23 protein-coding genes are annotated in these 23,552 nt (G+C 46.3%); 16 read left to right on the top strand and 7 right to left on the bottom strand.

What is annotated here, in order from left to right:
* Nucleotides 1-86: 86 nt before the first annotated feature.
* The 7 genes from sufC to FS628_RS31895 all read left to right on the top strand — a co-directional run bounded on the left by sufC (nucleotide 87) and on the right by FS628_RS31895 (nucleotide 6,603).
* Nucleotides 87-869 carry a Fe-S cluster assembly ATPase SufC gene (sufC, locus tag FS628_RS05045; protein WP_017689540.1) on the top strand — a complete coding sequence of 261 codons (783 nt, stop codon included), beginning with the start codon at nucleotides 87-89 and terminating at the stop codon, nucleotides 867-869.
* 25 nt (nucleotides 870-894) lie between these two features.
* Entirely contained in the window at nucleotides 895-2,199 is a 1,305-nt protein-coding gene (gene sufD, locus FS628_RS05040; protein WP_145319634.1) for a Fe-S cluster assembly protein SufD, read from the top strand.
* Complete coding sequence (locus FS628_RS05035) at nucleotides 2,196-3,416, top strand: cysteine desulfurase (RefSeq protein WP_145319632.1); 1,221 nt, start codon at nucleotides 2,196-2,198, stop codon at nucleotides 3,414-3,416. The genes sufD and FS628_RS05035 overlap by 4 nt, the downstream gene beginning before the upstream one ends.
* Nucleotides 3,406-3,837: a Fe-S cluster assembly sulfur transfer protein SufU gene (sufU, locus tag FS628_RS05030; protein ID WP_017689537.1), complete on the top strand. Its 432-nt coding sequence runs from the start codon at nucleotides 3,406-3,408 to the stop codon at nucleotides 3,835-3,837. Before FS628_RS05035 ends, sufU begins: the two co-directional genes overlap by 11 nt.
* Nucleotides 3,838-3,857: 20 nt before the next feature.
* The gene (sufB, locus tag FS628_RS05025; protein ID WP_053780522.1) at nucleotides 3,858-5,255 is read left to right on the top strand and encodes a Fe-S cluster assembly protein SufB; all 1,398 of its coding nucleotides are present in this window, start codon (nucleotides 3,858-3,860) and stop codon (nucleotides 5,253-5,255) included.
* A gap of 338 nt (nucleotides 5,256-5,593) precedes the next feature.
* On the top strand, nucleotides 5,594-6,313 hold the full coding sequence (locus FS628_RS05020) for a M23 family metallopeptidase (RefSeq protein WP_145319629.1): 720 nt from the start codon (nucleotides 5,594-5,596) through the stop codon (nucleotides 6,311-6,313).
* Nucleotides 6,314-6,471: 158 nt separating this feature from the next.
* Complete coding sequence (locus tag FS628_RS31895; RefSeq protein ID WP_222125181.1) at nucleotides 6,472-6,603, top strand: YjcZ family sporulation protein; 132 nt, start codon at nucleotides 6,472-6,474, stop codon at nucleotides 6,601-6,603.
* A 67-nt stretch (nucleotides 6,604-6,670) separates the two neighbouring features.
* Here FS628_RS31895 and FS628_RS05015 read toward each other — a convergent pair whose 3' ends face one another.
* A complete protein-coding gene (locus tag FS628_RS05015; protein WP_145319625.1) occupies nucleotides 6,671-7,720 on the bottom strand; it encodes an HD-GYP domain-containing protein in 1,050 nt (349 codons plus the stop codon).
* A 123-nt stretch (nucleotides 7,721-7,843) separates the two neighbouring features.
* Nucleotides 7,844-8,590 carry a molybdenum cofactor biosynthesis protein gene (locus FS628_RS05010; RefSeq protein ID WP_145319622.1) on the bottom strand — a complete coding sequence of 249 codons (747 nt, stop codon included), beginning with the start codon at nucleotides 8,588-8,590 and terminating at the stop codon, nucleotides 7,844-7,846.
* A gap of 119 nt (nucleotides 8,591-8,709) precedes the next feature.
* Between FS628_RS05010 and FS628_RS05005 the strand changes: the two genes are divergently transcribed.
* The 7 genes from FS628_RS05005 to FS628_RS04975 all read left to right on the top strand — a co-directional run bounded on the left by FS628_RS05005 (nucleotide 8,710) and on the right by FS628_RS04975 (nucleotide 15,452).
* Complete coding sequence (locus FS628_RS05005) at nucleotides 8,710-10,143, top strand: bifunctional metallophosphatase/5'-nucleotidase (RefSeq protein ID WP_145319619.1); 1,434 nt, start codon at nucleotides 8,710-8,712, stop codon at nucleotides 10,141-10,143.
* Between the two features lie 67 nt (nucleotides 10,144-10,210).
* Complete coding sequence (locus FS628_RS05000) at nucleotides 10,211-11,332, top strand: HD-GYP domain-containing protein (RefSeq protein WP_145319617.1); 1,122 nt, start codon at nucleotides 10,211-10,213, stop codon at nucleotides 11,330-11,332.
* Nucleotides 11,333-11,553: 221 nt separating this feature from the next.
* Nucleotides 11,554-12,690: a radical SAM/CxCxxxxC motif protein YfkAB gene (yfkAB, locus tag FS628_RS04995; protein WP_145319614.1), complete on the top strand. Its 1,137-nt coding sequence runs from the start codon at nucleotides 11,554-11,556 to the stop codon at nucleotides 12,688-12,690.
* Between the two features lie 46 nt (nucleotides 12,691-12,736).
* Nucleotides 12,737-14,089 (top strand): hemolysin family protein, encoded by a 1,353-nt coding sequence (locus tag FS628_RS04990; protein WP_145319611.1) that lies wholly within the window; start codon nucleotides 12,737-12,739, stop codon nucleotides 14,087-14,089.
* Between the two features lie 266 nt (nucleotides 14,090-14,355).
* Nucleotides 14,356-14,595: a spore coat associated protein CotJA gene (locus tag FS628_RS04985; protein WP_179088483.1), complete on the top strand. Its 240-nt coding sequence runs from the start codon at nucleotides 14,356-14,358 to the stop codon at nucleotides 14,593-14,595.
* Nucleotides 14,585-14,860, top strand: coding sequence for a spore coat protein CotJB (locus FS628_RS04980; RefSeq protein ID WP_076209123.1), 276 nt, complete (start codon nucleotides 14,585-14,587; stop codon nucleotides 14,858-14,860). Before FS628_RS04985 ends, FS628_RS04980 begins: the two co-directional genes overlap by 11 nt.
* 22 nt (nucleotides 14,861-14,882) lie before the next feature.
* Nucleotides 14,883-15,452, top strand: coding sequence for a manganese catalase family protein (locus tag FS628_RS04975; protein ID WP_145319609.1), 570 nt, complete (start codon nucleotides 14,883-14,885; stop codon nucleotides 15,450-15,452).
* Nucleotides 15,453-15,663: 211 nt separating this feature from the next.
* Here the strand turns inward: FS628_RS04975 and FS628_RS04970 are convergent, their stop codons facing one another.
* The 4 genes from FS628_RS04970 to FS628_RS04955 form a co-directional block, all read right to left on the bottom strand.
* Complete coding sequence (locus FS628_RS04970; RefSeq protein ID WP_145319606.1) at nucleotides 15,664-16,656, bottom strand: 3-oxoacyl-[acyl-carrier-protein] synthase III C-terminal domain-containing protein; 993 nt, start codon at nucleotides 16,654-16,656, stop codon at nucleotides 15,664-15,666.
* 54 nt (nucleotides 16,657-16,710) lie between these two features.
* A complete protein-coding gene (locus tag FS628_RS04965) occupies nucleotides 16,711-17,061 on the bottom strand; it encodes a hypothetical protein (protein ID WP_145319603.1) in 351 nt (116 codons plus the stop codon).
* A 186-nt stretch (nucleotides 17,062-17,247) separates the two neighbouring features.
* Complete coding sequence (locus tag FS628_RS04960; RefSeq protein ID WP_017689521.1) at nucleotides 17,248-17,616, bottom strand: carboxymuconolactone decarboxylase family protein; 369 nt, start codon at nucleotides 17,614-17,616, stop codon at nucleotides 17,248-17,250.
* Nucleotides 17,617-17,628: 12 nt separating this feature from the next.
* Entirely contained in the window at nucleotides 17,629-19,260 is a 1,632-nt protein-coding gene (locus FS628_RS04955) for a thiamine pyrophosphate-binding protein (RefSeq protein WP_145319600.1), read from the bottom strand.
* Nucleotides 19,261-19,669: 409 nt separating this feature from the next.
* Here FS628_RS04955 and FS628_RS04950 point away from each other — a divergent pair, with 409 nt between their 5' ends.
* Nucleotides 19,670-20,641, top strand: coding sequence for a Gfo/Idh/MocA family protein (locus tag FS628_RS04950; protein ID WP_145319598.1), 972 nt, complete (start codon nucleotides 19,670-19,672; stop codon nucleotides 20,639-20,641).
* A gap of 144 nt (nucleotides 20,642-20,785) precedes the next feature.
* Here the strand turns inward: FS628_RS04950 and FS628_RS04945 are convergent, their stop codons facing one another.
* Entirely contained in the window at nucleotides 20,786-22,504 is a 1,719-nt protein-coding gene (locus tag FS628_RS04945; protein WP_145319595.1) for a methyl-accepting chemotaxis protein, read from the bottom strand.
* Between the two features lie 293 nt (nucleotides 22,505-22,797).
* Here FS628_RS04945 and FS628_RS04940 point away from each other — a divergent pair, with 293 nt between their 5' ends.
* Complete coding sequence (locus FS628_RS04940) at nucleotides 22,798-23,484, top strand: HAD family hydrolase (protein ID WP_145319592.1); 687 nt, start codon at nucleotides 22,798-22,800, stop codon at nucleotides 23,482-23,484.
* Nucleotides 23,485-23,552 lie beyond the last annotated feature (68 nt).

Here is a 23,552-nt window from a genome sequence, read left to right as displayed (position 1 = left end):
CAGGGGAAGCCCTGTTCAGATATAATAGGCGCTTTTTCGTTTTCGACAGCAAACATCAAATTAATCAATGGAGGGAAACAATACACATGGCTACGAATTTCGTCATTGAAGGTCTGAAAGCGACCATCGAAGGTAAGGAAATCCTGAAAGGCATTAACCTGGAAATGAAAGGTGGAGAAATCCACGCAATCATGGGGCCGAACGGAACAGGTAAATCAACTCTGGCTTCTGCATTGATGGGTCACCCTAAATATGAAGTAACTGACGGTACAATTACACTTGATGGTGAAGATGTATTGGACATGGCTGTAGATGAGCGCGCACGCGCAGGTCTATTCCTGGCTATGCAATATCCAAGTGAAATTGCGGGTGTTACGAACTCCGACTTCTTGCGTAGTGCGATTAACGCACGTCGCGGCGAAGGTAACGAGATCTCCCTGATCAAGTTCATTCGTCAAATGGAAGGTAAAATGAAAGAACTCGACATGAACCCTGAGTTCGCTCATCGTTACCTGAATGAAGGTTTCTCCGGTGGTGAGAAAAAACGTAACGAGATTCTGCAAATGATGCTGCTTGATCCGAAAATTGTAGTACTTGATGAAATTGACTCCGGTCTGGACATCGATGCTCTGAAAATCGTGGCTGACGGTGTGAACGCTATGAAGAGCGAAGATCGTGGCTTCCTGATCATCACTCACTACCAACGTCTGTTGAACTACATTACGCCTGACTATGTTCACGTAATGATGCAAGGTCGTATCGTGAAATCCGGCGGACCTGAATTGGCTCACCGTCTGGAAGCGGAAGGGTATGACTGGGTAAAGGCAGAGCTGGGAATTACAGACGAAACTGTAGGCCAAGAAGCGTAAAGACAAAACGGAGGAGGATTAATCAATGACTACACAAACAATTCTTCCGGTTGAATCTGAAGCGCTTCGCGCCTTGTCGGAAAGCAATAATGAACCCGGCTGGTTGACCGAACAGCGGCTTGAAGCCCTTAAGCTTGCGAGCGGGCTTGCGCTTCCTAAACTGGAAAAACAAAAAATCGAACGCTGGAATGTCAGCGAGTACGGAACATATAAAACAAGTGAGGCCATTTCTTCTTTAGAAGAAGTACCTGCTTCCATCAAAGATCTGGTTAAAGATCAAGCTGAGGGTAGTCTGGTTATCCAGCGTAATTCCGGTATAGTGTACTCCAAGTTGTCTGCTGATTTGGCGGCAAAAGGAGTTATCTTCACGGATCTGGCTACAGCGGTTCGCGAACACGGTGATCTGGTAAAAACGTATTTGAACACAGCAGTGAAAGCAGATGAGCATTCCCTCGCTGCATTGCATGCAGCACTTTGGAATGGCGGGGTTTTCCTCTATGTTCCGAAGAATGTCGAAATTGAAGTGCCGCTGCAAGCAGTCCTGCTTACGGATGATGCATCTGCAACGTTTGCACCTCACGTGCTCGTGGTTGCTGAAGCAAACAGCTCTGTAACTTATGTGGATAACTATGTTTCTGGCGAATTGTCCGCACCTGTTTTCCATAATGGTGTTGTGGAAGTATTTGCAAAATCCGGTGCTAAAGTTCGTTTCGCTTCGGTTCATCAACTGAGTGTGAATGTGACTGATGTTTCATTCCGTCGTGCAGTGTTGGAGAATGATGCTTCAATCGAGTGGATCGTTGGTGAAATGAACAACGGTGATACAGCGAGCAACACGATGACCGTGCTCAAAGGCAATGGATCAAGTTCTGATTCCAAAGTCATCGCTGTGGGTTCCGGTTCGCAAAAAATCAACTACACCACAGAAGCTCGTCACTTCGGCAAGAATACGCCAAGTCAGATGATTACACGTGCAGTTATGCGTGAAGAAGCTTCTGCGATCATCAACGGAATCACGAAGATTGAGAAAGGCGCGACCAAAGCCGATGGACAGCAGACAGAGAAAGTGTTGATGTTGAGCCCTAAAGCACGTGGAGACGCTAACCCGATCCTTCTTATTGACGAGGATGATGTAACAGCAGGTCACGCGGCTTCTGTTGGTCAAGTCAATGCCGAGCAGATTCATTACTTGATGTCGCGCGGAATTAACCGTACGGATGCAGAACGCCTGATCATTTATGGCTTCTTGGCTCCGGTGGTGGCGGATATTCCTTTGGAAGCACTGCGTACCCAATTGCAGTCTCTCATTGAACGGAAACTCGGACAATGAACCCGTCCATTCGCGAGCAGTTCCCGATCCTCCACCAGGAAATTAACGGACACCCGCTCGTATATTTAGATAGTGCTGCAACTTCACAGAAGCCTCATGCTGTGATTGAAGCAGTCAAACATTATTATGAGTATGAGAACTCCAACGTGCATCGCGGTGTTCATACCCTTGGAAGCCGTGCGACCGACGCCTACGAAGGTGCTCGTGAGAAGGTAGCCAAGTTTATCAATGCCCGTCGTACGCAGGAGATTATCTTTACCCGCGGCACAACGACAGCCCTGAACCTGGTGGCTTCATCTTATGCCCGTGCCAATTGCAAAGAAGGCGATGAAATTGTTATTACACAAATGGAGCACCATAGTAATCTGATTCCTTGGCAGCAGGTTGCCAAGGAGACAGGTGCAACATTGAAATACATCCCGCTTCAGCCTGACGGTCACATTGAAATGGCTGATGTCGAGAAGACGATTACGAACAATACTAAAATTGTAGCAATCGCTTATGTATCCAATGTTATGGGCTTAATCCATCCTGTGAAACAAATTGCTGAAATTGCACACCGCAATGGTGCTGTCATTGTTGTTGATGGCGCACAAAGCACACCTCACATGAAGGTGGACGTTCAGGATCTGGACTGTGATTTCTATGCATTATCCGGTCATAAAATGTGCGGACCAACTGGAATCGGTGCACTCTACGGCAAAAAGGCGCTGCTGGAGTCCATGGAACCTATTGAGTTCGGCGGTGAAATGATCGATGATGTGGGTCTGTACGAATCCAACTGGAAAGAGCTTCCCTGGAAGTTCGAAGGCGGAACCCCAATTATCGCAGGTGCGGTAGGGTTGGGAGCTGCCATTGATTTTCTGGAGCAGATTGGTATGGATGAGATTGCACATCATGAAAGTGTGCTGGCAGCTTATGCAACGGAACGACTGGCTGAAATCGATGGGTTAACGATCTATGGACCAGCCAAGCGGCATGTGGGTGTCGTTACCTTTAACCTGGGTGATGTTCATCCACATGATGTGGCAACTGTGCTGGATGCGAGTGGCGTAGCCATTCGTGCCGGACACCATTGCTGTCAACCGCTAATGCGCTGGCTTGAAGTTAGCTCAACAGCTCGTGCCAGTTTCTATCTATACAATAACGAACAAGATGTAGATCGGCTTGTCAGCGCCTTAATCCAGACAAAGGAGTATTTTGGCGATGCAACTTGATGATCTGTACCGGCGTGTTATAATGGACCACTATAAAAACCCGCGTAACCGCGGAACATTTGATAATGACGCTGTCACGGTGAATTTGAACAATCCAACGTGCGGCGACCGGATTTCACTACAAATTTTGCTGAAAGACGGAATCGTTCAGGAAGCCAAATATACGGGTGAAGGCTGCTCCATCAGCATGTCCTCGGCATCAATGATGACGGAGGCTGTCAAAGGCAAAACGATGGAACAGGCACTCGATATCGCTAACCGTTTTTCCTCACTGATGAAAGGTGAAGAAGTCGATTTCGACGATTATGAAGATCTCGAAGCCCTATCCGGTGTGAACAAGTTCCCTGCACGCATCAAATGTGCCACTCTGGCCTGGAATGCATTACGCAAAGGGATTGACGAAGAGAACAAAGTACAATAACGATAGGGAGGTAGAGCAAGATGGCTAAAAAAGCACCAGAAATGGAAGAGTACAAATATGGTTTTCGCGATGAGCACAAATCCATCTTTCAAACCGGTAAAGGTCTGACTGCAGAAGTGGTTACCGAGATTTCCCGGATTAAAAACGAACCGGAATGGATGTTGGAATTCCGTTTGAAATCCTTGAAACAATTCGAAAAGATGCCAATGCCGAAATGGGGCGGAGATCTCGACGGATTGGATTTCAATGAAATTCAATACTACGTCCGTGCTTCGGAGAAGCAAGGTAAAACATGGGAGGAAGTTCCTTCCGAAATCAAGGAAACCTTTGATAAATTGGGTATTCCTGAAGCAGAGCAAAAGTTCCTTGCAGGTGTATCGGCTCAGTATGAGTCCGAGGTTGTATACCACAACATGCAAAAGGAATTGGAAGACCAAGGTGTAATCTTCATGGATACGGATACGGCTCTCAGAGAGCATCCGGAAATCCTGCGTGAATATTTTGCAACGGTTATTCCGCCAGCAGATAACAAATTTGCTGCATTGAATAGTGCGGTATGGTCTGGAGGAAGCTTCATCTACGTGCCTAAGGGCGTTAAATGTGAAGTGCCTCTGCAAGCCTACTTCCGGATCAACTCCGAGAATATGGGACAATTCGAGCGTACACTCATCATTGCCGACGAAGACAGCTTCGTTCACTATGTAGAGGGATGTACAGCTCCAATCTACAGCACGAATTCACTGCACAGTGCGGTCGTTGAGATCATTTGTAAGAAAAATGCCCGTGTTCGTTACACAACGATCCAAAACTGGGCACCAAACATCTATAACCTTGTTACAAAACGTGCGGTTGCAGAAGAAAATGCAACGATGGAATGGGTCGATGGTAACATCGGTTCCAAACTGACGATGAAATATCCGGCGGTTGTACTGAAAGGCCGTGGAGCTAAAGGTTCTGTACTCTCCATCGCTGTAGCTGGTAAAAACCAGCATCAGGATGCAGGTGCGAAAATGATCCACTTGGCTCCAGATACAACATCTACGATTGTATCCAAGTCGATTAGTAAACATGGCGGTAAAGTAACGTACCGTGGTTTGGCTTCCTTTGGACGTCAAGCGGAGGGCGCGAAATCCAATATCAAGTGTGATACACTCATTCTCGATAATGAGTCCACATCGGATACAATTCCTTACAATGAAATCATGAATGATAACATCATGCTGGAGCATGAAGCTACAGTATCCAAAGTGTCTGAGGATCAGCTCTTCTACCTGATGAGCCGTGGTCTGACTGATGCAGAAGCTACACAGATGATCATCATGGGCTTCATTGAACCATTCACGAAGGAATTGCCAATGGAATACGCTGTTGAGATGAATAGATTGATCAAATTCGAAATGGAAGGCTCTATTGGTTAATCCAATACAGCGCTCTTCGAAGCCGTGAAGCAGAACGATGTTGCTGCTATTAAGCTTCAGATCCGTTTCACGGAATCACAAAATCATTGAAGAAAGGTCGAGGGATATTCCTTCGACCTTTTTTTGAATTTCTTAGTGTACTGATGAGCTTGGCGTTTTTCAATTACATAGCTATTATATTTATAGTAGTGTTTTGCGCCGCTTGGAATATACGTTGGAGAGACCACAGGGTTTTTCCAATCATATTCTGAGCGGTATTTTTGTGGGATAAAATAAGACTAATAGCACAAGCCATTTCATAGATTTAAGCATTTAATGATAGAAAAGGATGTGAGTGTATGAGCGTTAACCCTTTCGAGGGATATCGAATTACAAGTTCATTCGGCTATCGAATTCATCCCATTCATGGTGGACAGACATTTCATCGCGGAATTGATCTCGTGACAGAGCCCTGGAATGGCCCCGTCTATGCCTTTATGGAAGGTAGGGTACGTTTTGCTTCCGAGGGAGTTACAGGCTCCGGATTCGGCGGTTACGGGCTTACAGTAGCACTTCAGGATCATCGAGGTTATTTGCATTGTTATGCGCACCTTTCACGTATTGCTGTAAGCGTTGGACAGCAGGTGAAGCGAGGCCAGCTTATCGGTAATCAGGGGAGCACAGGTCAGAGTACTGGTCCGCATGTACATTATGAGATCCGGAAAACCAGCGCGCCATCTTACGGATATACTGCCAGTGAAGATGGTGTGACAGAACCGGGAGCATACCTACAGTCTGAATACGGAACTGCGTCCCAAGAAGAGGAGGCCCAGCCGATGACTACGGAGCAGAAGAGAATGTTTGAAGCCATGCAGAAAACGCTCGAGACTCAGGGAGACTGGATTCAGCAACAGAAGCAACTGTCCAATATGGATTGTCCTGCATGGGCAAAACCAGCGCTAGACTATTATCGACCGTTTATTATGAACGATACAGGCAGTTATGAATTTTGGCGATTACTTGTCATCATGTACCGCAAGGAAAACGGTATCCAGGTTCATTCCGATCCTGATCTATAGAACACTACGATGAAGAGGGATTTAGGATGAGTTCGAATCTTTAAGGCAGGATGCGAGACCTGACAGATAACCATTTATCGAATGTTGCCGTTTCGCCCGGTTCATCTGGCGCGGAGCGTCATATGTTAGGGTATACCTGATGAAGAGGAGGCAATCACATGAGCGAAGTAGGATATGGCTGTGGAGGCAACGTAGGCGGCGTAGGTGGATACAATCCATTCACATCGACTGGTGCAATCTTGGTACTGTTCATTCTGTTGGTTATCATCACAAAAGCATTCTACGTTTAATCCAACATGAACGAATCACGATAGACAAAAGGGAAGCCGATTACGGCTTCCCTTTTTATCCTTATGCTTACTGTACATAGATTTCAACAATAGCAATATCTCTTTCCTTCGCTAAATCAATAAAGGCCGTAGAGGTCTGAACGAGTGGCCGGAAATAATCTGCAGGATTATTCATGACAATGAGTCCCGTTTGACCCGTTGTGAGCAGCACTCGTTTACCAATAAAATTCGGCAGCATGTGCTTGATTAGTTCTTGTGTTGCTTCACCATTTAGCTGACCGAAGCTTAGGCTGTACAATTCGCACAGAACAGAGATAAGCTCCTGTTTGGTCTGGTACACCCGATTCGTCGTCATCGCGCTGTAGACGTCAGCTACAGCGGTTATACGGGCATATGGATGGATCTCATCGCGACGTAGTCCATGAGGATAACCACTTCCATCCTCGCGCTCATGATGCTGAAGGGCAACGGTGGCGAGAATTTCATCTTGCGTCGATTCTTTAATAATATCGTACCCATAGAACGTGTGTTTCTTCATTTCATCGAACTCTTCCGTGGTCAGTTTACCAGGTTTATGTAACATTTCAGAAGGAATCTTGGACTTGCCGATATCATGGAGATATCCTGCTTTCGCTACCGTTAGACATTCCTCGGGGTTGTAGCCCATCCAGCCGGCGATATAAAAAGCAAGCATTCCGACTTGTAATGAATGGTTGTAGGTATAATCGCTATCCCCGTCCAGCATAAGTAACAAGGAGACAACATCTTTCTGTTTTTCCAGCTGTCCCGTAAGGGTAATCAAAATCTCATCGACCTGTGTCTCATCAATAAAACCCTTCTCCATTGCTTGTTGAAATAGAGATTCAGTACCTTTGATCGTATCGTTAAACAGATTAGTTAACAGACGGGTTTGATCGGAAGGTATGGTTTGTGCATCAGAGTGTAGGTCGGATGTTGTATGTTCTACATCTGCGTAATCGATTCCATGTTGCAGCAGCTTGGACAGGTCATCTTCACTGAGGGTGGAACCTTTCATCAGCATGTGGAGACCCGAACTGTTGTATACATCATTTTTTAACAGGTCGCCAGGTTTAAGATCAGTAACATGCACTCTCACGTATAAACCACCTTTTCCTCGACTAATATCGACACATATCTTTATAATAACAAGAAAAAAATGGGTTGACAACGACTTATTTACTATTAACCCACTCCATCAAAAAGGTGTAAGGACTCATGGTTAGTTCTCCATAGGGTTCCAGGGTCCTAATTGATGTCCCTTCCATTCAGACCCATCTTCCCAGATTTCCTTTTTCCAGATCGGGACCGTCTGTTTGAGTCTTTCTATGGCGTAGCGGCTTGCATCATAACAGTCATTGCGATGAGGCGAGGAAACGGCAATGACTACACTAATCTCTGCCACATCGACTTTGCCGATGCGGTGACTGATTGCGCACAGTACACCAGGCCATCGATCGGAGATTTCCGTTCCAATGGCTGCCATCTGTGAAAGAGCCATCGGTACATAGGCCTCGTACTCCAGATGAACGGTACGCTGTTCACCGGTCATTTCACGAGTCGTACCTACAAAAGTAAGAGCTGCGCCGTGATTGGCGGTAATTACTAGCGCTGTTGTAGCTTCCACAGACAAGGCGGATTCGGTAATCAGAAATAACCCATCTTCAGTCCGATGCTCGGTAGAGGCAGAACGTTGCTCTTCATTTGGCATGTTCGTACCATCACCACCGGAGACAGGAGGGATTAAAGCCAGTTCGTCTTCTGACCTGAGTATAGTATCGGCAGGAGCGTACTGCTGGTTAACTGCGAGAAAGGAAGTTCTTATCTGAGATGCTGCCTCGGGGTAGGCCAGACTCAGTTTTTCTTTTACATCGGCAGCAGTCGGAGCATCTCCAATGTACTCAAAATCCAGGAGGGATGTATTTAAACGTTCTGCAATGCCTGCAAATAGTTGAATTGTCAATTTCATGATATGACTCACCTCTTTTTGATCTCTAAACCCTTTAAATATATCATAACGACGTGGAAAATGTTATGCTTATCCATTAGAAGAATGAACGTTTATTGAAGAGCGGGGGAGGCGGTGTGATGAGCACCAGGGAGAAGCAAACATTGACGATTCTGCACACCAACGACATCCATAGTCACTTCGGCTCCATGAGCACCATCGCCGCTATGATCAATGAGGAACGTGAACAAGGTGGAGACATCCTTGTACTGGATATCGGTGATCATATGGACCGGATGGCTGTGGAGACAGAAGGAACTTTAGGCATGGCCAATGTCGATGTAATTAACCTGACTGGCTACGATGCTATAACCATCGGGAACAACGAAGGACTGACCTTTACGCCTGATCAGCTTGCCCAGTCCTACGCTGGACTTCTGTGTCCTGTGGTATGTGGCAATGTCGTTGAACAAGCGACCGGTCTTCCGCCAGTGTGGATGAAACCTTCCCTCATCGTGGAGAAAGGTCCATTTCGCATTGGGCTGCTGGGGGCTACTGCGCCATTCACCACGTTCTACGAACTGCTGGGTTGGGATGTTCTGGACCCGTTGGAGACGCTAAGAGTTCAGGTTGAAGCATTACGCGCCGAAGTGGATGTGGTGGTTATTCTCTCGCATCTGGGACTCTCTACAGATCGGAGACTGGCGGAGCAGATTGCTGGAATTGATGTTATTCTCGGTGGGCATACCCATCATGTTTTGGAAGAACCATTAGTCATTGGGCAGACCGTGCTGGGCGCAGCCGGCAAATTTGGTCAGTGGCTTGGGAAAGTGGTTTTGGAACGAACCAGTTTGGGAGAACCTCTCCAACTGGTAAGTAGCGGATGTATTGCTGCCAAGAGTATATTACTGGATGATCAGGTCACGCTGGCAATCGCCACGAATCGTACGGAAGCCGAAAGGGCACTGGATCAGACAGCAGTGATCACCGACCGATTGTTGCCCATCCAGTATGACCGGGAATCTCCTCTTGCATCATTGCTTGCACAAGCTGTCCGTCAATTCACAGGAGCTCAGCTGTCACTGGTGAATGCGGGTCAGCTTCTTGGAGACCTTCCACAAGGCAAAATTACGAAAGGAATGTTGCATTCCCTATGTCCATCTCCTATAAATGCTTGTACAATATGCTTGAGTGGAAGTCATATTCGTGAAGCACTTGAGCAGTCCTTGTTGGATGAGTTCTCAAGTAAATCCATTGTAGGATTTGGTTTTCGTGGTCAAATTCTCGGTACGTTATGTATGGATGGAATGGAAGTTCAATACAATCCAACTGCACCAGCTTATGAGAAAATCCAATCTATCTCCATCAATGGGGAGCCGATGGACGATCAGGGTGAGTATGTCGTTGGAACGCTGGACATGTTTACATTTAACGTAGGGTATCCTTCTTTGGCTCATGGAACCAACACACGCTATCATCTTCCGGAATTCATACGCGATTTGCTGGAACTGGAATTAAAACGACCAGGGGCGCTGGACGACAGCCTGCGAGCCCGTTGGCGTGAAACTAAATAAAGGACTTGCCTTCTGCTGAAGCGGCGGCTAGTGGTAATTACATCTACGGAGCGGGAGAGGATAGGCTGTGCGTTTAGTACATATAAACTTATTGCAGCCTGGCATGAAGCTGGGGAAACGTATTTATAGTGAAGAGGGCCTGGTATTACTTAGTGAGGATGTAGAGCTAACAAGCCGACTGATTGGACGTCTCAAAGATCTCGGGGTTGGTTATGTTTATATCAGAGATGCCGCGACCGAAGATATCATTGTTCCAGATATGTTGCAGGAAGAGACCAGGAGAAAAGCGCTGGTTGAGATCAAGCAGCAATTTCAGAGTATGTCTGGACTGAAAACGAAGAACCGGATTCCTCATTTCGGTAAAGCGCTTAGTGGTGTGATGAATACCATTCTGGAAGACATCGGCAGTCAAAAGGAAGCCATGATTATGCTGATGGACATGAACTCCAGTGATTTTGACCTGTATAATCATTCTCTGAATGTATGTGTGTACACACTGGTTCTTGGTGTCGCTGCGGGTTACACACGCCGGCAATTAATGGAGATTGGTCTGGGTGCCTTGTTGCATGACATTGGCAAAACACAGATTGCAACGGAAATACTTCATAAGCCCTCCAGATTGAGTGACGAGGAATTTAAAATCATTCAGCAGCACACTACATATGGACATCGTATTCTCAAAGACGAACCAGGTATACCGCTTCTATCTGCACATTGTGCATTGCAGCATCATGAACGAATTGATGGCAGTGGATATCCATTTGGCCTGAAGGACAAAGAGATTCATGAATATGCCAAATGGATTGCGCTTGCTGATTCATATGATGCCATGACAACGAATCGGGTGTACAAGCAAGCCTTGCTGCCGCATCAGGCAGTAGAGGTGTTATATACAGGTTCAGGCACGCTTTACGAACAGCGGATGCTGGAGAGATTCAGGGATTGTGTGGCGATCTACCCCGTGGGTCTTTCCGTCACGCTTAGTACAGGAGAAGTTGGGGTGGTCGCAGCAATCCATCCCCGAGTTCCTCAGCGTCCCCTTATCCGAGTCCTCAAGGATGCGGATGGTCAGACGTTATCTTCACCTTACGAAATTAACCTATCGACAGCACTGTCTGTCATGATCACAGGTGTGGAAGGTGTGGAGGATGCACCTTCATCCGGCCAAAGTGAACGGTTGGAAAGTTGAACAAGCTTGGAAGATGATTAGCGCTCATGTCGCAATATCGGGGCCGTTTCGTGATTCGACCCGGAGTTGTTTGAGCGTTTTTTGTCATGTAATGGACAGGGTCTACGTATGCCGGAGCACTCAAAATTGTGCTATGATAAAAGATAGCTCCAAAAAAAGAAACACAAGGTATGATGTAAATAAAACTTTTTAGGTTAATAAAAGGAATAAGGTGAGGAACAATGACCATGCTAAACTCAGGATCGGTACAACCGATGCCTTTATCGCCGGCGAATGATCCGTGGGATCCGATCGGCTCTCTGCGTACATATGGACGCCATGTGCTGACCAGTGTAGAAATGACGGTGACACATCTGTGCAACATGAGGTGTGAGCACTGCGCTGTGGGAGATATGCTTACGATGCGTGAAGCGCCAGCTCTTCCGCTACCGCTGATGCTGAAACGATTGGATGAAGTCGAGCATCTGCAGACAATTAGTCTAACGGGTGGCGAGCCAAGCTTTAGCCAGAAAACAGTGGATGAGATGATTATCCCACTGCTTAAATATGCCAAGGAACGTGGCATCCGTTCCCAGATTAATTCGAATTTAACACTGGATATTAGCCGGTACGAGCAACTTTTACCGTATCTGGACGTTATGCATATCTCATTCAACTATCTGAATGCAGATGATTTCCATCAGGTTGGATTTGCGAACAGTGGAAGACCTGTGAAACGTGAAGTAGCGGTGAAGATGTATGAGAAAATGATTGAAAATTCGCGCAAATTGAGTGAAGCAGGCATGTTTATCTCTGCGGAGTCCATGATTAACTTCCGTACGCACGACAAACTGGATGGTATTCACCAATTGATTCGTGAGATGGGCTGTGTCCGTCATGAAGTGCATCCGATGTATAACTCTAACTTTGCTTCGTCATTGCCTGTGTTATCACTGGACCATATGAGAGCAGCGATTCATCGTTTGCTTGATGTGCGTGACAAGGATATGTGGATGCTCTTCGGTACCCTGCCATTCTTCGCGTGTAGTGCAGCAGAGCAGGATCGGGAACTGATTAATCGACTATACAGTGAGCCCAATGTGACGGTACGCAATGATCCGGACGGACGCAACCGTGTTAACGTCAACATGTTTACGGGTAATGTATATGTGACGGATTTTGCGGACATCCCGGCATTTGGCAATATTCGAGATCGTAAGCTGGATGATGTGTTCCATGAGTGGTCAGCAGAACATCCGTTGAATCAGACGGTTAACTGCCATTGCGATATCGCTTCCTGTTGCGGGCCAAACCTGCTGGTGGCAGATATGTACTACAAAGGTGTGGATTTCAAATCGAGAAAGGCAATCACACGTTGATATTCCAGGTGTATTCCTGAAATAGATAGAAAAGGGGAGTTTCAACTTGGATATTCATACCGAATTTCATCTTGGACAGCTGGTATTTAATCTGGTCTGTGTCTTTTTGCTCGTATTTTTGAATGGCGTATTTGTTGCAGCGGAATTTTCCCTTGTGAAAGTAAGGCAAACGCGCTTAACTCAATTGCAGAGTGAAGGAAACCGTTTGGCTGGTTATGCACTGAAGGTGAATAGTAAACTGGATTCCTATCTATCGGCAACTCAGTTCGGGATTACATTGACATCACTTGGACTCGGGTGGCTGGGAGAACCAGCCATCTCTGAATTGCTCGTTGAGCCTCTCATGTTTAAGCTCGGTGTAGGAGATACAGGGCTTATATCGACCGTGTCCGTCATTATCGGTTTCTGTATCATTACGTTTCTGCATATTGTGCTGGGTGAGCTTGCGCCTAAATCGTTGGCAATTCAAAAAACAGACGGAGTGGCTTTGTTCTTATCTGCACCCTTGCTGTTGTTCTACAAAATCTTCTTCCCGTTCATCTGGGTACTGAATGTTTCGGCGAATGCTTTGCTACGTCTGGCAGGTATCGAACCTGCCAGTGAAGGGGAAGCTCACTCGGAAGATGAACTTCGTATTCTGATGAAGCAGAGTGCGAAGAGTGGTGTAATTGATAAAGATGAGATCAAACTGATGGATAACATCTTTGATTTCTCCGATATGCTGGCACGTGAAGTGATGTTGCCACGTACAGACATGGATTGTCTGTATACCCATATGTCTTTGGAAGAGAACCTGGAGATTATTAATGCAACCAAACATTCCCGGTATCCTGTGGCAGGAGAAGACAAGGATGAGATTATCGGATTTATACACATCACCGATCTGTTGCTGGCTAAACCGGAGCAACAACATGATCTGGCTTCACTTGTTCGTCCAATCTTGAACGTGCCTGAATCGATGGAAATCAGTCATGTGCTGCGTCTGATGCAGAAGAAACATTCTCAGATGACACTGGTGGTTGATGAATACGGTGGCACGGCGGGACTGCTGACTGCCGAAGAGATTCTGGAAGAGATCGTTGGAGATTTGTATGACGAATTTGAGGATGAGCGTCCGCATATGGAACGCAGTGGTGATTCGTTTTCGATTGACGGTCGTTCTCTTATTGAAGAGGTTCATAAGTGGACTGGGGCGATCATTGAGGATGAAGAAGTGGATACCATTGGCGGATGGCTGTTTAAAGAGCTTGGAGGTAGTCCAGCCAAGGGCAAAACTCGGGAGCTGAATGGATACGTCTTTGAAGTGGAGGAGTCCACTCGTTTGCGAATTACCCGGGTTCGAGTGTACAAGCAATCTGTTCCTCAAGACATGAATTCGGAAGATAAACCAGCAGAATAGATTTTGTTGTAGTGTGATGATGAGTGGGACGAGCAAGTGTGAACATGTTACTCATTTTACGAAATACAGACCTTTGGAAGTGCCGTAAGAGGTGCTTCCAAAGGTCTTTTTTGATTGAGAGTGAAGTAGGCATGAGAAATTCCTTACGAAGTTTTGATAAATGGGGATTAACCTGTAGAACTGAAACATATGCATATAGAGACGGGAAGCAATGGTTTGAATTGTATGGGGGATGCATGTAAACATCGTTGAAGGAGGCGTTTCGAGTGAAGGATCCACAGCTTCGAGCCTATGCTCCTTTTGTGGGGCCGTTTGATCCTTGTAAACCGATGGAAATCCGTACGTATCTTGTTCCACCGCAGTTGTTTATACCTTTCCAGCCCATGGGTTGGCCGCAATACAGTCCGGCAGAAGCGTTAAGACTGGGAACATTATGGCCTGCATTATATAGCCCTTACACATCCAAGAAATCAAAGGAGAGGAAGGTGGAGGCAGATGGAACCTGAAGCACCGAAAGCCTGTGATGCAAAATACTACGAGTTGCTGGAAGAACTTCAGGCGCTGGACTTCGTGTTAGTGGAACTGAATCTGTATCTGGATACCCATCCAGGTGACTTCCAAAGCATTGAGCAGTACAACAAGTTCAGCCAGGAGCGAATGCGGGTAGCTCATGAGTTTCAACAGCTGTATGGACCGCTGATGAATTTTGGTCACGCCTTCTCGAAATATCCGTGGGAGTGGTCCCAGACACCATGGCCTTGGCAGGTATAAAAGTTAAAGGAGGAGTCGTGGAATGTGGGTCTACGAGAAAAAACTGCAATATCCCGTTCGCGTGAGCAAATGTGACCCTTACATGGCCAAATTACTGATGGAACAGTATGGTGGAGCAGATGGCGAATTGGCGGCAGCCTTACGCTATCTGAATCAACGTTATACTATTCCAGACAAAATTATTGGTCTGTTGAATGATATCGGCACAGAAGAATTTGCTCATTTAGAGATGATTGCAACCATGATCTATAAGCTCACCAAAGATGCTACAGTGGAACAGCTGGAGCAAGCCGGGCTGGCTGCTCACTACGTTAATCATGATAAGGCCCTTTTTTACAGCAATGCAGCAGGCGTACCGTTTACCGCTACGTATATTCAAGCCAAGGGTGATCCGATTGCGGATCTGTACGAGGACATTGCAGCGGAAGAGAAGGCCCGGGCTACATACCAATGGTTGATCGACATGACGGATGACGTGGATCTGCAGGACAGTCTGAAATTTCTGAGGGAACGGGAGATCGTGCATTCCTTGCGTTTCCGGGAGGCGGTAGAGATCCTGAAAGACGATCGCGAGACGAAGAAAATTTTTTAAACGTTTGGTATAAAAGCAGAAGTCTGGCAGTCCGGTAGGGCTGCTTTTTGCTTTGAGTTAACTGCTATGAGTTAATAAAGCTAGAAGCAGTGTACGTGGTGAAGTGAGGATTCCGTTCAAATAAAAAGACGATCCTTTTTAAATTAAAATAAAAGGGATCGTCCTGGTTATTATTCTGCTGAACAAAGAAATGTTGGCGGAAAAGGCTAGCCTAGTATTCTACCACCATGGCAACATTTTGCCACCCGGCTCCAACGGTCCAGAACAACACTTTGTCACCGCGCTGAATCTGACCGCTTGTAACCGCCCGATGCAATGCAATGAATGGACTGCTGGTTGAGGTATATCCGAATTCATCGCCAATGTAGACGGCAATATCATCAGCAAGGCCGACATTCTCGGATACAGCCCGAATATTACTAATGGATAGTTGAGAGAAGCAGGCGGCTTTGATCTCGTCTGGTGCAATCTCGTTGCGTGTTAACAGGGTACGAATGGACTCCGAAGCGGCATCCACGCAGATGGAATCATCGAATGGTACGAATTTCACATGAAAGGCACCTGCATCCACACCCGTTTTGCCCAGTTTCGCCAGGCCTTCTGCAGGAAAGAGCGAATTACCATACACACACGTATCCGTCTGATAGATTGAATCAATGAAACCGACAGCCTGTTCATCCCGCTCCACAATAACCGCCGCTGCTGCATCACCGAAGTTAGCGAAGTAGACGGGATCATCCGGACTGGCGTGAGGAGCCACGTAATCTGAGCCGATGATTAATGCACGACGAATGCGAGGATTGCCCAGCATCTGCCGGCTAACCTGTTCGAAAGCTGCTGTCATGCCTGCGCAGTTGGCGTTGCTGTCAATGCAGATCGTGTGAGAAGCGCCGTTAATCAGGCGATGGATCATCAAGGAATTCGTAGGAAAGATGTATTCTGGCGTTTGGCTTGCATAAGCAATCAGATCAATATCTGCACCGGTGAGTCCGGTTTTTTCCAGTAGGTTACTGGCTGCCTCAAAGGCCATGCTTAGTGAGTTTTCGTCATCGTTGTCAATTTTATAACGTGTATCACGACCAAGTGCCTTTAACAATCCGCGAATATCTACACCTCTTGCGTCAAAATGTTCAATATAAAAGTCATTGTGCACCTTGGTTGCTGGATGATAGATATCGATATCTACAATACGAATTCCGGCCATCTTCATTCTCCTCTTGAGCGGAAGGGTAAATTCACAGCTTGTCCGCCTGGTTTATTAAGTGGTAACGGTAGAGATGATTTCGAGATTGTCCAGACCGACTGACCGGCCGAGCCGGGACAACTGCATTTTTAGAATCGCGTTGTTCTCGAGGGTCAACACGACTTTTTTGTATTCGTCTTTTTTGAACATCTGAAGGCATCCTTCCAGAAGAGGCACAATCTCCGGAGCAGTAACATTCAACTTTTTGCAATCGATGTTCAGGTGATACTCCTTGGTATTAATAGGAGCGATCGTATCCTGATAGGCCGAGATGGAACGCAAACCGTCTTCTTGAGAGAAAGAACCCTCCAGTTCAATGTTTAACACCTTGTTCGGAACGTCAGTCTTCAGAATGAAATTTCCCATGCTTGATCTCTCTCCTTTAAATGAGTTAAGGCTATCCTGCTAGTGGATACACAGCCCATTGGGCCTCTGCTGAAAGCTTCTAAGATGCGAGCTGGCTCGAAGGATAATTTAACCATATTATAAAGGTAGGAATGTAAAAAGATCAATAAAAAAGTCGAATCATGTATAAAAATGCAGAAAAGTGAATTACTGTATTTCATCCAAGGTGGCAAGTAAAATATTGAATGCACTAATGATGCGCGGAGCACCTACACATGGAGCCAAATGTAGCAATATCCCCTTGAGCTGATCTACAGTTACCCCGACACTCAGAGCCATCGTGTAATGCACTCCTAGTTGTTCATACTGTCCTTGGGTGATCAAAGAAGATATGATAGCGACTTCCTTCCATTGATCCGTAATGGTGGTGCGCTGAAAAATATCCCCATATGCTGTCCCCATAATAAATTCAGATAATTCGGGAAAATGCTCCTTGATTGGTGCGAGGGCTCTTGCGCCGTACTCACCAGAAAGTTTAGCAAAACGGTCCAGTCCCTGAGCTACATGTTCGCTCATGATATGCTCCTCCTAATTCAAAGTTACGGTGCGGTGAGCCGTAGGTGGAATTTCATCTCGATCAGTCAGAAGCTCAATGACAGTCACCTGATTCAACGTTTGGGCTGTGCTCAGCGCAGATGAAAATTCTTCATGTGTCTCTGCCCGGAAAGCGACAGCTCCCAGAGATTCGGCGAATTTGGCTGCATCCATGGGAACCTCAAATAAGGTGCCATCGATCCTGCCTGTTGTTTTTTCCATTCCTTTGAGAGCCATGTCCAGTTGTTTGTTATTGACGACAATAAAGATCACGGCAAGATTGTTGCATACTGCGGTATTAATCTCAGTCCCCAGCATCATGAAACATCCGTCCCCGGTGATACATACGATAGTTTCCTCAGGAGAAGCGGCTTTGGCACCAATGGCCATACCAATGGCATTACCCATGCATGCAAAGTATGCGTCAAATACAAAACTGCCAGGTTTTTTGACTTTATATCGCTGTACCGCATGAAATCCATGGCTTCCATCATCAACAAACAACTTATGATCGTACGGAAGCAGATCACTCATACTGTCCAGCACAGAAGCCAGAGACAGTTGGGGCAGATCAGGTAAAGGGACAGTGTAATCCATGGGGGACGTGGTTCTCTCAGGAGTAGGGAGGTCTTCTAATGTGCCCAGCAAATATTGCAAGTTGTCCTTCAAATCACCCGTGATATGTAAGGTTTGAGCGCTAAGGATCTTACCTACAAACGTAGGATCAGCATCAAATTGTATGAGGTGTGCCGGGTGGTTCTCAGGCTTCAGGTTGCAGATGGTCATATCACTCAGACGTGAACCGAGTACAATATACAGATCACTTTGATTCAGCATGTCGTCTGCATGTGGGAAACCTCCAACACCACATGGGCCATGATACAGGGGATGGTCCCACGCAATCGCTCCTTTTCCACCAGGAGTGGTAATGACGGGAATGTTGAATGTTTCAGCCAAATGAAGCAGTTCATCATGCGCTCTGGCACGACTTACACCTTTACCTGCGATAATTAAGGGATGACTGGACTGTTGAATTAGAGGAAGAATACGATTCAGGTTAGATATACTAAAAAGAGGTTCCGGTTCGGGAATGATAATCCGGCATTGCGATAACAATTCAGTCTGTACGTCAAAAGGAAGACAGAGGTGAACAGGGCCTTTATTCGGGCCAAGGGCAATGGATAAGGCATGATTCAGTAGGGTGCCGAAGTGATCTCCACGCTCAACGAGTTTGCTGAATAATGTGGCAGGCCGGAACATCTCGGCTAGATCAGCCAGATAGGAAGAGGAATCCTGGCACTGAGGTAGCCCCAGTTCCTGGATGGATTGGTGACCCGTAATAAATAGAACGGGCAGATTGTTGGCCTTTGCATGAGCGGCAGCAGTCAGTAGATTGGTTCCGCCTGGCCCAGATGTGGCAAAGGCAACGCCAAGCTTGCCTGTCTGTAATGCATAACCGGCTGCGGCAAAGCCTGAGCTGGATTCATGACGGCCTGGAATGAATTCTAATCCGTAATCCACCATCTTCAGCACAGCAGGACAGATGGATTTTCCAATAATACCAAAGACATGAGTAACACCTAGATTTCGTAGACTTTCTGCCAAATAGTCCGCAACTGTTCTCATGCGGGACACCTCGCTTCATGAAATAGGTTATTTGAACCATACGCATATTCCATTTGTTGAATGCAAGTCGTTATCTGAGGTTGTAAGAGGAAATATATTCTTGTTATTAGGAAGAGTATCTTTTTTTGTGGTTTTTTGTCAACCTATTTTATAAGTCAAATATCCTGATTCTTAAGTTGGTAACGCTTAAAGTGTTGCTGGATAAAGCAAAAATAAATGGTTATATATTCCTGCAACAAATTACCCATTCAAAGCTAGGATACAAATAATGTAAAATAATGTCTGGAAATGGTGATTTTCAATCTGGAAAATGACATGGCAGCAAGAGGGACATCTCTTTTTCGCATTCGTGTATAGCGTTGGCAATACTTTGCTTTCTGCTATACTGGAATGGATTGGGGTGAATGGAATGACAGTGATTAAGATGGCTCTGATTGGGCTGGGTAAAATGGGATTACATATGGTTCATCAAGTCGAGAATACGAAGATGGACACGAAGATTGAGATTGTTGCAGTGTGTGATTCGAATGAGGAAAATTTGGCGGCTTTTGCAGCTTCCCATGCGGGGATTAGGACGTATACGGATTACAAGCAACTCATGGACGAACATCAGATTGATCTGCTGTATATTGCAGTTCCGCCGAAATTTCATTATCCGGTTGTCATGGAAGCGCTGGAGCGCAAAATTCATGTATTCTGCGAGAAACCACTTGCCAATAGTGTAGTAGAAGCCAAAGAGATGCTGGATGCAGCGCAACAGGCGGGCGTCGTTCATGCCATTCATTTCTCTATGCCGCATGAACCTTCAGTGCTGAAGTTGCAAGAGATGATTGAGCAGGGCACTGTGGGTGCGATTCGCAAAATAGACCTGATTCTGCAATTCCCGCAGTGGCCACGATCATGGCAACAGAATGCATGGATTACGAGCCGGGAACAGGGTGGATTTATTCTTGAAGTGGGGATTCACTGGATTCATATGATTCAAAAGGTGTTTGGTGCCATCCGGGTAGTGAGCACTCAGGTTCATTATCCCGAGAATGGAGACTGTGAACTTGAAGTACAGGCTGCTCTGAGGTTGGAAGACGGAACCCGAATTCAGCTAAACGGCATCTCTCAATTTGCGGGGGAAGAACGTGTATCCATGGTGGTGTACGGCACGAACGGTACGATTGCCCTGGAAAATTGGGAAGAATTGAAAACTGGCCTGGTGGGGCAGCCACTATCTCCGGTGGAAGTGTTTGAATCCGCCAGTGAATTGCCTGTACTTAAACATGTCATTGCCCGTATACAAGGCAAACCAGCTAAGATATATGACTTTAACGATGGGTATCAGGCACAGCTTGTGCTTGAAGCGTTGCGGAATACGGAACAATCAGGATAAGAAAAGGAACTCTAAATGAACCAGCTCTCCTTAACACCAAGAAGCATCGCAGAGGCTCATGTGAGCCTGTCCGCGATGCTTCTTTCCTTTGATATATGCACAAGATATAACTATAAAGATACTCGCTCAGTAGGTTGAATCGGGTTACTCAAGCTTGAATCGCTTAACCAGCTGATCAAGCGAATCGGACATTTCATTCAACTGCTTGGATGTGTCGGACATTTCCTGCAGAGAAGCAAGTTGTTCCTCCGTCATGGCGGATACTTCTTCCGTAGCTGATGCAGTATCCTCCACAACAGCCGATACCTCGTTAATGGACTTCATCACGGTTTCGCTGCCGGAAGTCAGCTCTTCTACAACAGCGGATACCTCCAGTACTTCACCACTGAGGTTGTGAATATGCTGAGTAATCGTTGAAAAAGCATTGCCTGCATCTTCAATAGTTCGCAACCCTTCATTCACATGCAGAGTGCTCTCATCAACCACCTGCACTGTACTTTGAACACCCGCTACAACGGTTTCCAATATACTTGTGATCTCTTTGGCTGATGTTGCACTTTGGTCTGCAAGATTACGGATTTCCGAGGCAACGACGGCAAATCCGCGTCCATTTTCCCCAGCACGAGCAGCTTCAATTCCGGCGTTAAGTGCGAGCAGACTGGTTTGTCTCGCGATACCTGACATTGAATCTGCAATGTTGATCACTTGATCAGACATCTTCGAAATTTCATTAATGGCTCCCTGTACAGAGAGGAAAGATTGCTCAATGGAACTCATTTTGCCCACAGCATTATCGATGCGCTGTTGCCCATCTACGGCAATGGATTCGGTACGCACGGCACGTTCAGCCACGTCAGCAGCAGAGGAGGCGACACGATTAAGTCCTGTGAGAGATTGCTGCATTGCAGCTACCATCGTTTGAGTGAGAGCTACCTGTTCATCAGCGCCTTCAGCGACGCGTTCCATGGCAGTGGCAACCTCTTTTCCAGCAAGATGGCTATCGGAGACCCCTTTATCCAATCGATCCGAAGCAGTACTCAGAATCATGGCATTGCTCTGAACGTCAAGCATCATGTGCTGCAAACCAGCGAGCATCGTATTGGCTGCCTCCGCGAGTTCACGGGTTTCGTCTTTCATGGGCGTAGCAATTCTCAGCGTCAGGTCACCATTGGAAGAAGCGATGTCATTCAGTGCCTGCTTCACTGTACGGATGTTTCTAACAATGGCACGGGACAGGACTAACGCAGTGATGAACGAGATGATGGCGACCACGATAAGTGCACCATAGAGTTCCAAGTTCAGGATTGTGTTTTTCTGCTTAAGCGCTTCTGTACGGGTATCGGTCAACGTAAGTTCGTTGGTACGAAACGTATCCAGGGAGGTGCGAATCTGGTCCATGTCTCGTTTACCAGGATCATCGGCAAAAAAATCTCGAATGGCTTGCGTATTATTCGCTTGGCGAAGGGCGACGACCGGTTCACCAGCGATCTGTATCCAGTTCTCCATGTTACTATGTATGTCTTCCAAGAGTGCAGTTTGGGCCGGGTTGTCCGAAATTAATACCGCAAGTTCATCTTTGAGAGTAATCAGTTGTTCTTTTCCTGTGGTGTAGGGATCGAGGTAATTGTCCTCACCCGTGATGATGTAACCACGTTGTCCCGTCTCCATATCTACCATGCTTCTTTCAAGTTCATAGGTTAGCGCGTGTACTCTCATATCGTGATCAACCAGAAAATCAAGCTCCCGTTGAAGCTGACGGGTACTGTTCTGAATCAGAAGAATGCAACCAGCCAGTACAGCCAGTACAAGTAAATATCCTAATCCGATCTTATAAAAAATCTTGAAGGTCCTACGCGTATTCATGTTTGTTATTCCTCTCTATGGGGTATATGTAATTGTCGAAAAAAATGGAAATGTGAGTTGTTTAGGTCTTTAGATTAGGTGTCTAAAGTACTATTTTTAAGTATTATACGTAAAGCAATCTATTTTGTACATAGTTTGTTGAACTAAAATATAAGGTTTGTTGAGTTTGTATAAGGTTGAGGTTGTCGACTGTTTTACAATCGTTGGTTTACACGTTCAAACGTTATGTTTATCATGGAAAGGGAACGATTCCAACTACATATATATATCCCAATCCGAAAGGAACATTGGACATGACCAAAGAGACAGTATTGCTCAAACCGGAAGCGATGATTTTTGACATGGATGGTACGCTGTTCCAGACAGAAACCTTGTTGTTGCCAGCCTACCAACAATTATTTGATACATTGCGTGCCGAAGGGCATTTTGAAGGAGAAACACCACCAGAGGAACGGATGCTCGGAAGCTTGGGCATGTTGCTCGAAGATATATGGAAAGTCGTGATGCCTGAGGCTTCGGTAGCGGCACATCGCCGTGCAGACGAACTGCTGCTTCAACTGGAGATTGAGGGGCTTGATCAAGGCAGCTCCCAATTGTATCCAGGAGTGAAAGAAACGCTGCAAGCATTGAAGGACCAAGGAGTGCGGCTGTTTGTTGCAAGTAACGGGCTGGAGGATTATGTCAAGGGTGTTGCGTTTGCACACGAGATCATGCCTTTCTTTGAAGGCGTATATAGTGCAGGCCAATACAAGACTCCCTCGAAGATCAACCTGGTGCAGATCCTGCTGGAGAAGCATCGAATTCAGGACGCCTGGATGGTAGGAGATCGCTCCTCAGATGTGGAAGCTGGTAAAATGAACGGTCAGACGGTCATTGGCTGTGCCTATGCAGGATTTGGCCGTGATGAAGAGCTGGCAGGCTCGGATGCGCTGATCTCTGATTTTACAGAACTGCTGCGTCTGTATGATGAAGCGGAATAAGCCAGTCAACGATTAAGAACGTCAGTAATCATACGAGAGCGCCCAACCCCGTGATGTGTCAGAGGGTT

The organism is Paenibacillus xylanexedens (genome assembly GCF_007676705.1).
GTDB lineage: Bacteria > Bacillota > Bacilli > Paenibacillales > Paenibacillaceae > Paenibacillus > Paenibacillus xylanexedens_C.
The sequence above is the reverse complement of the archived record's forward strand: the minus strand, read 5'-3'. Positions and strand labels throughout refer to the sequence as shown.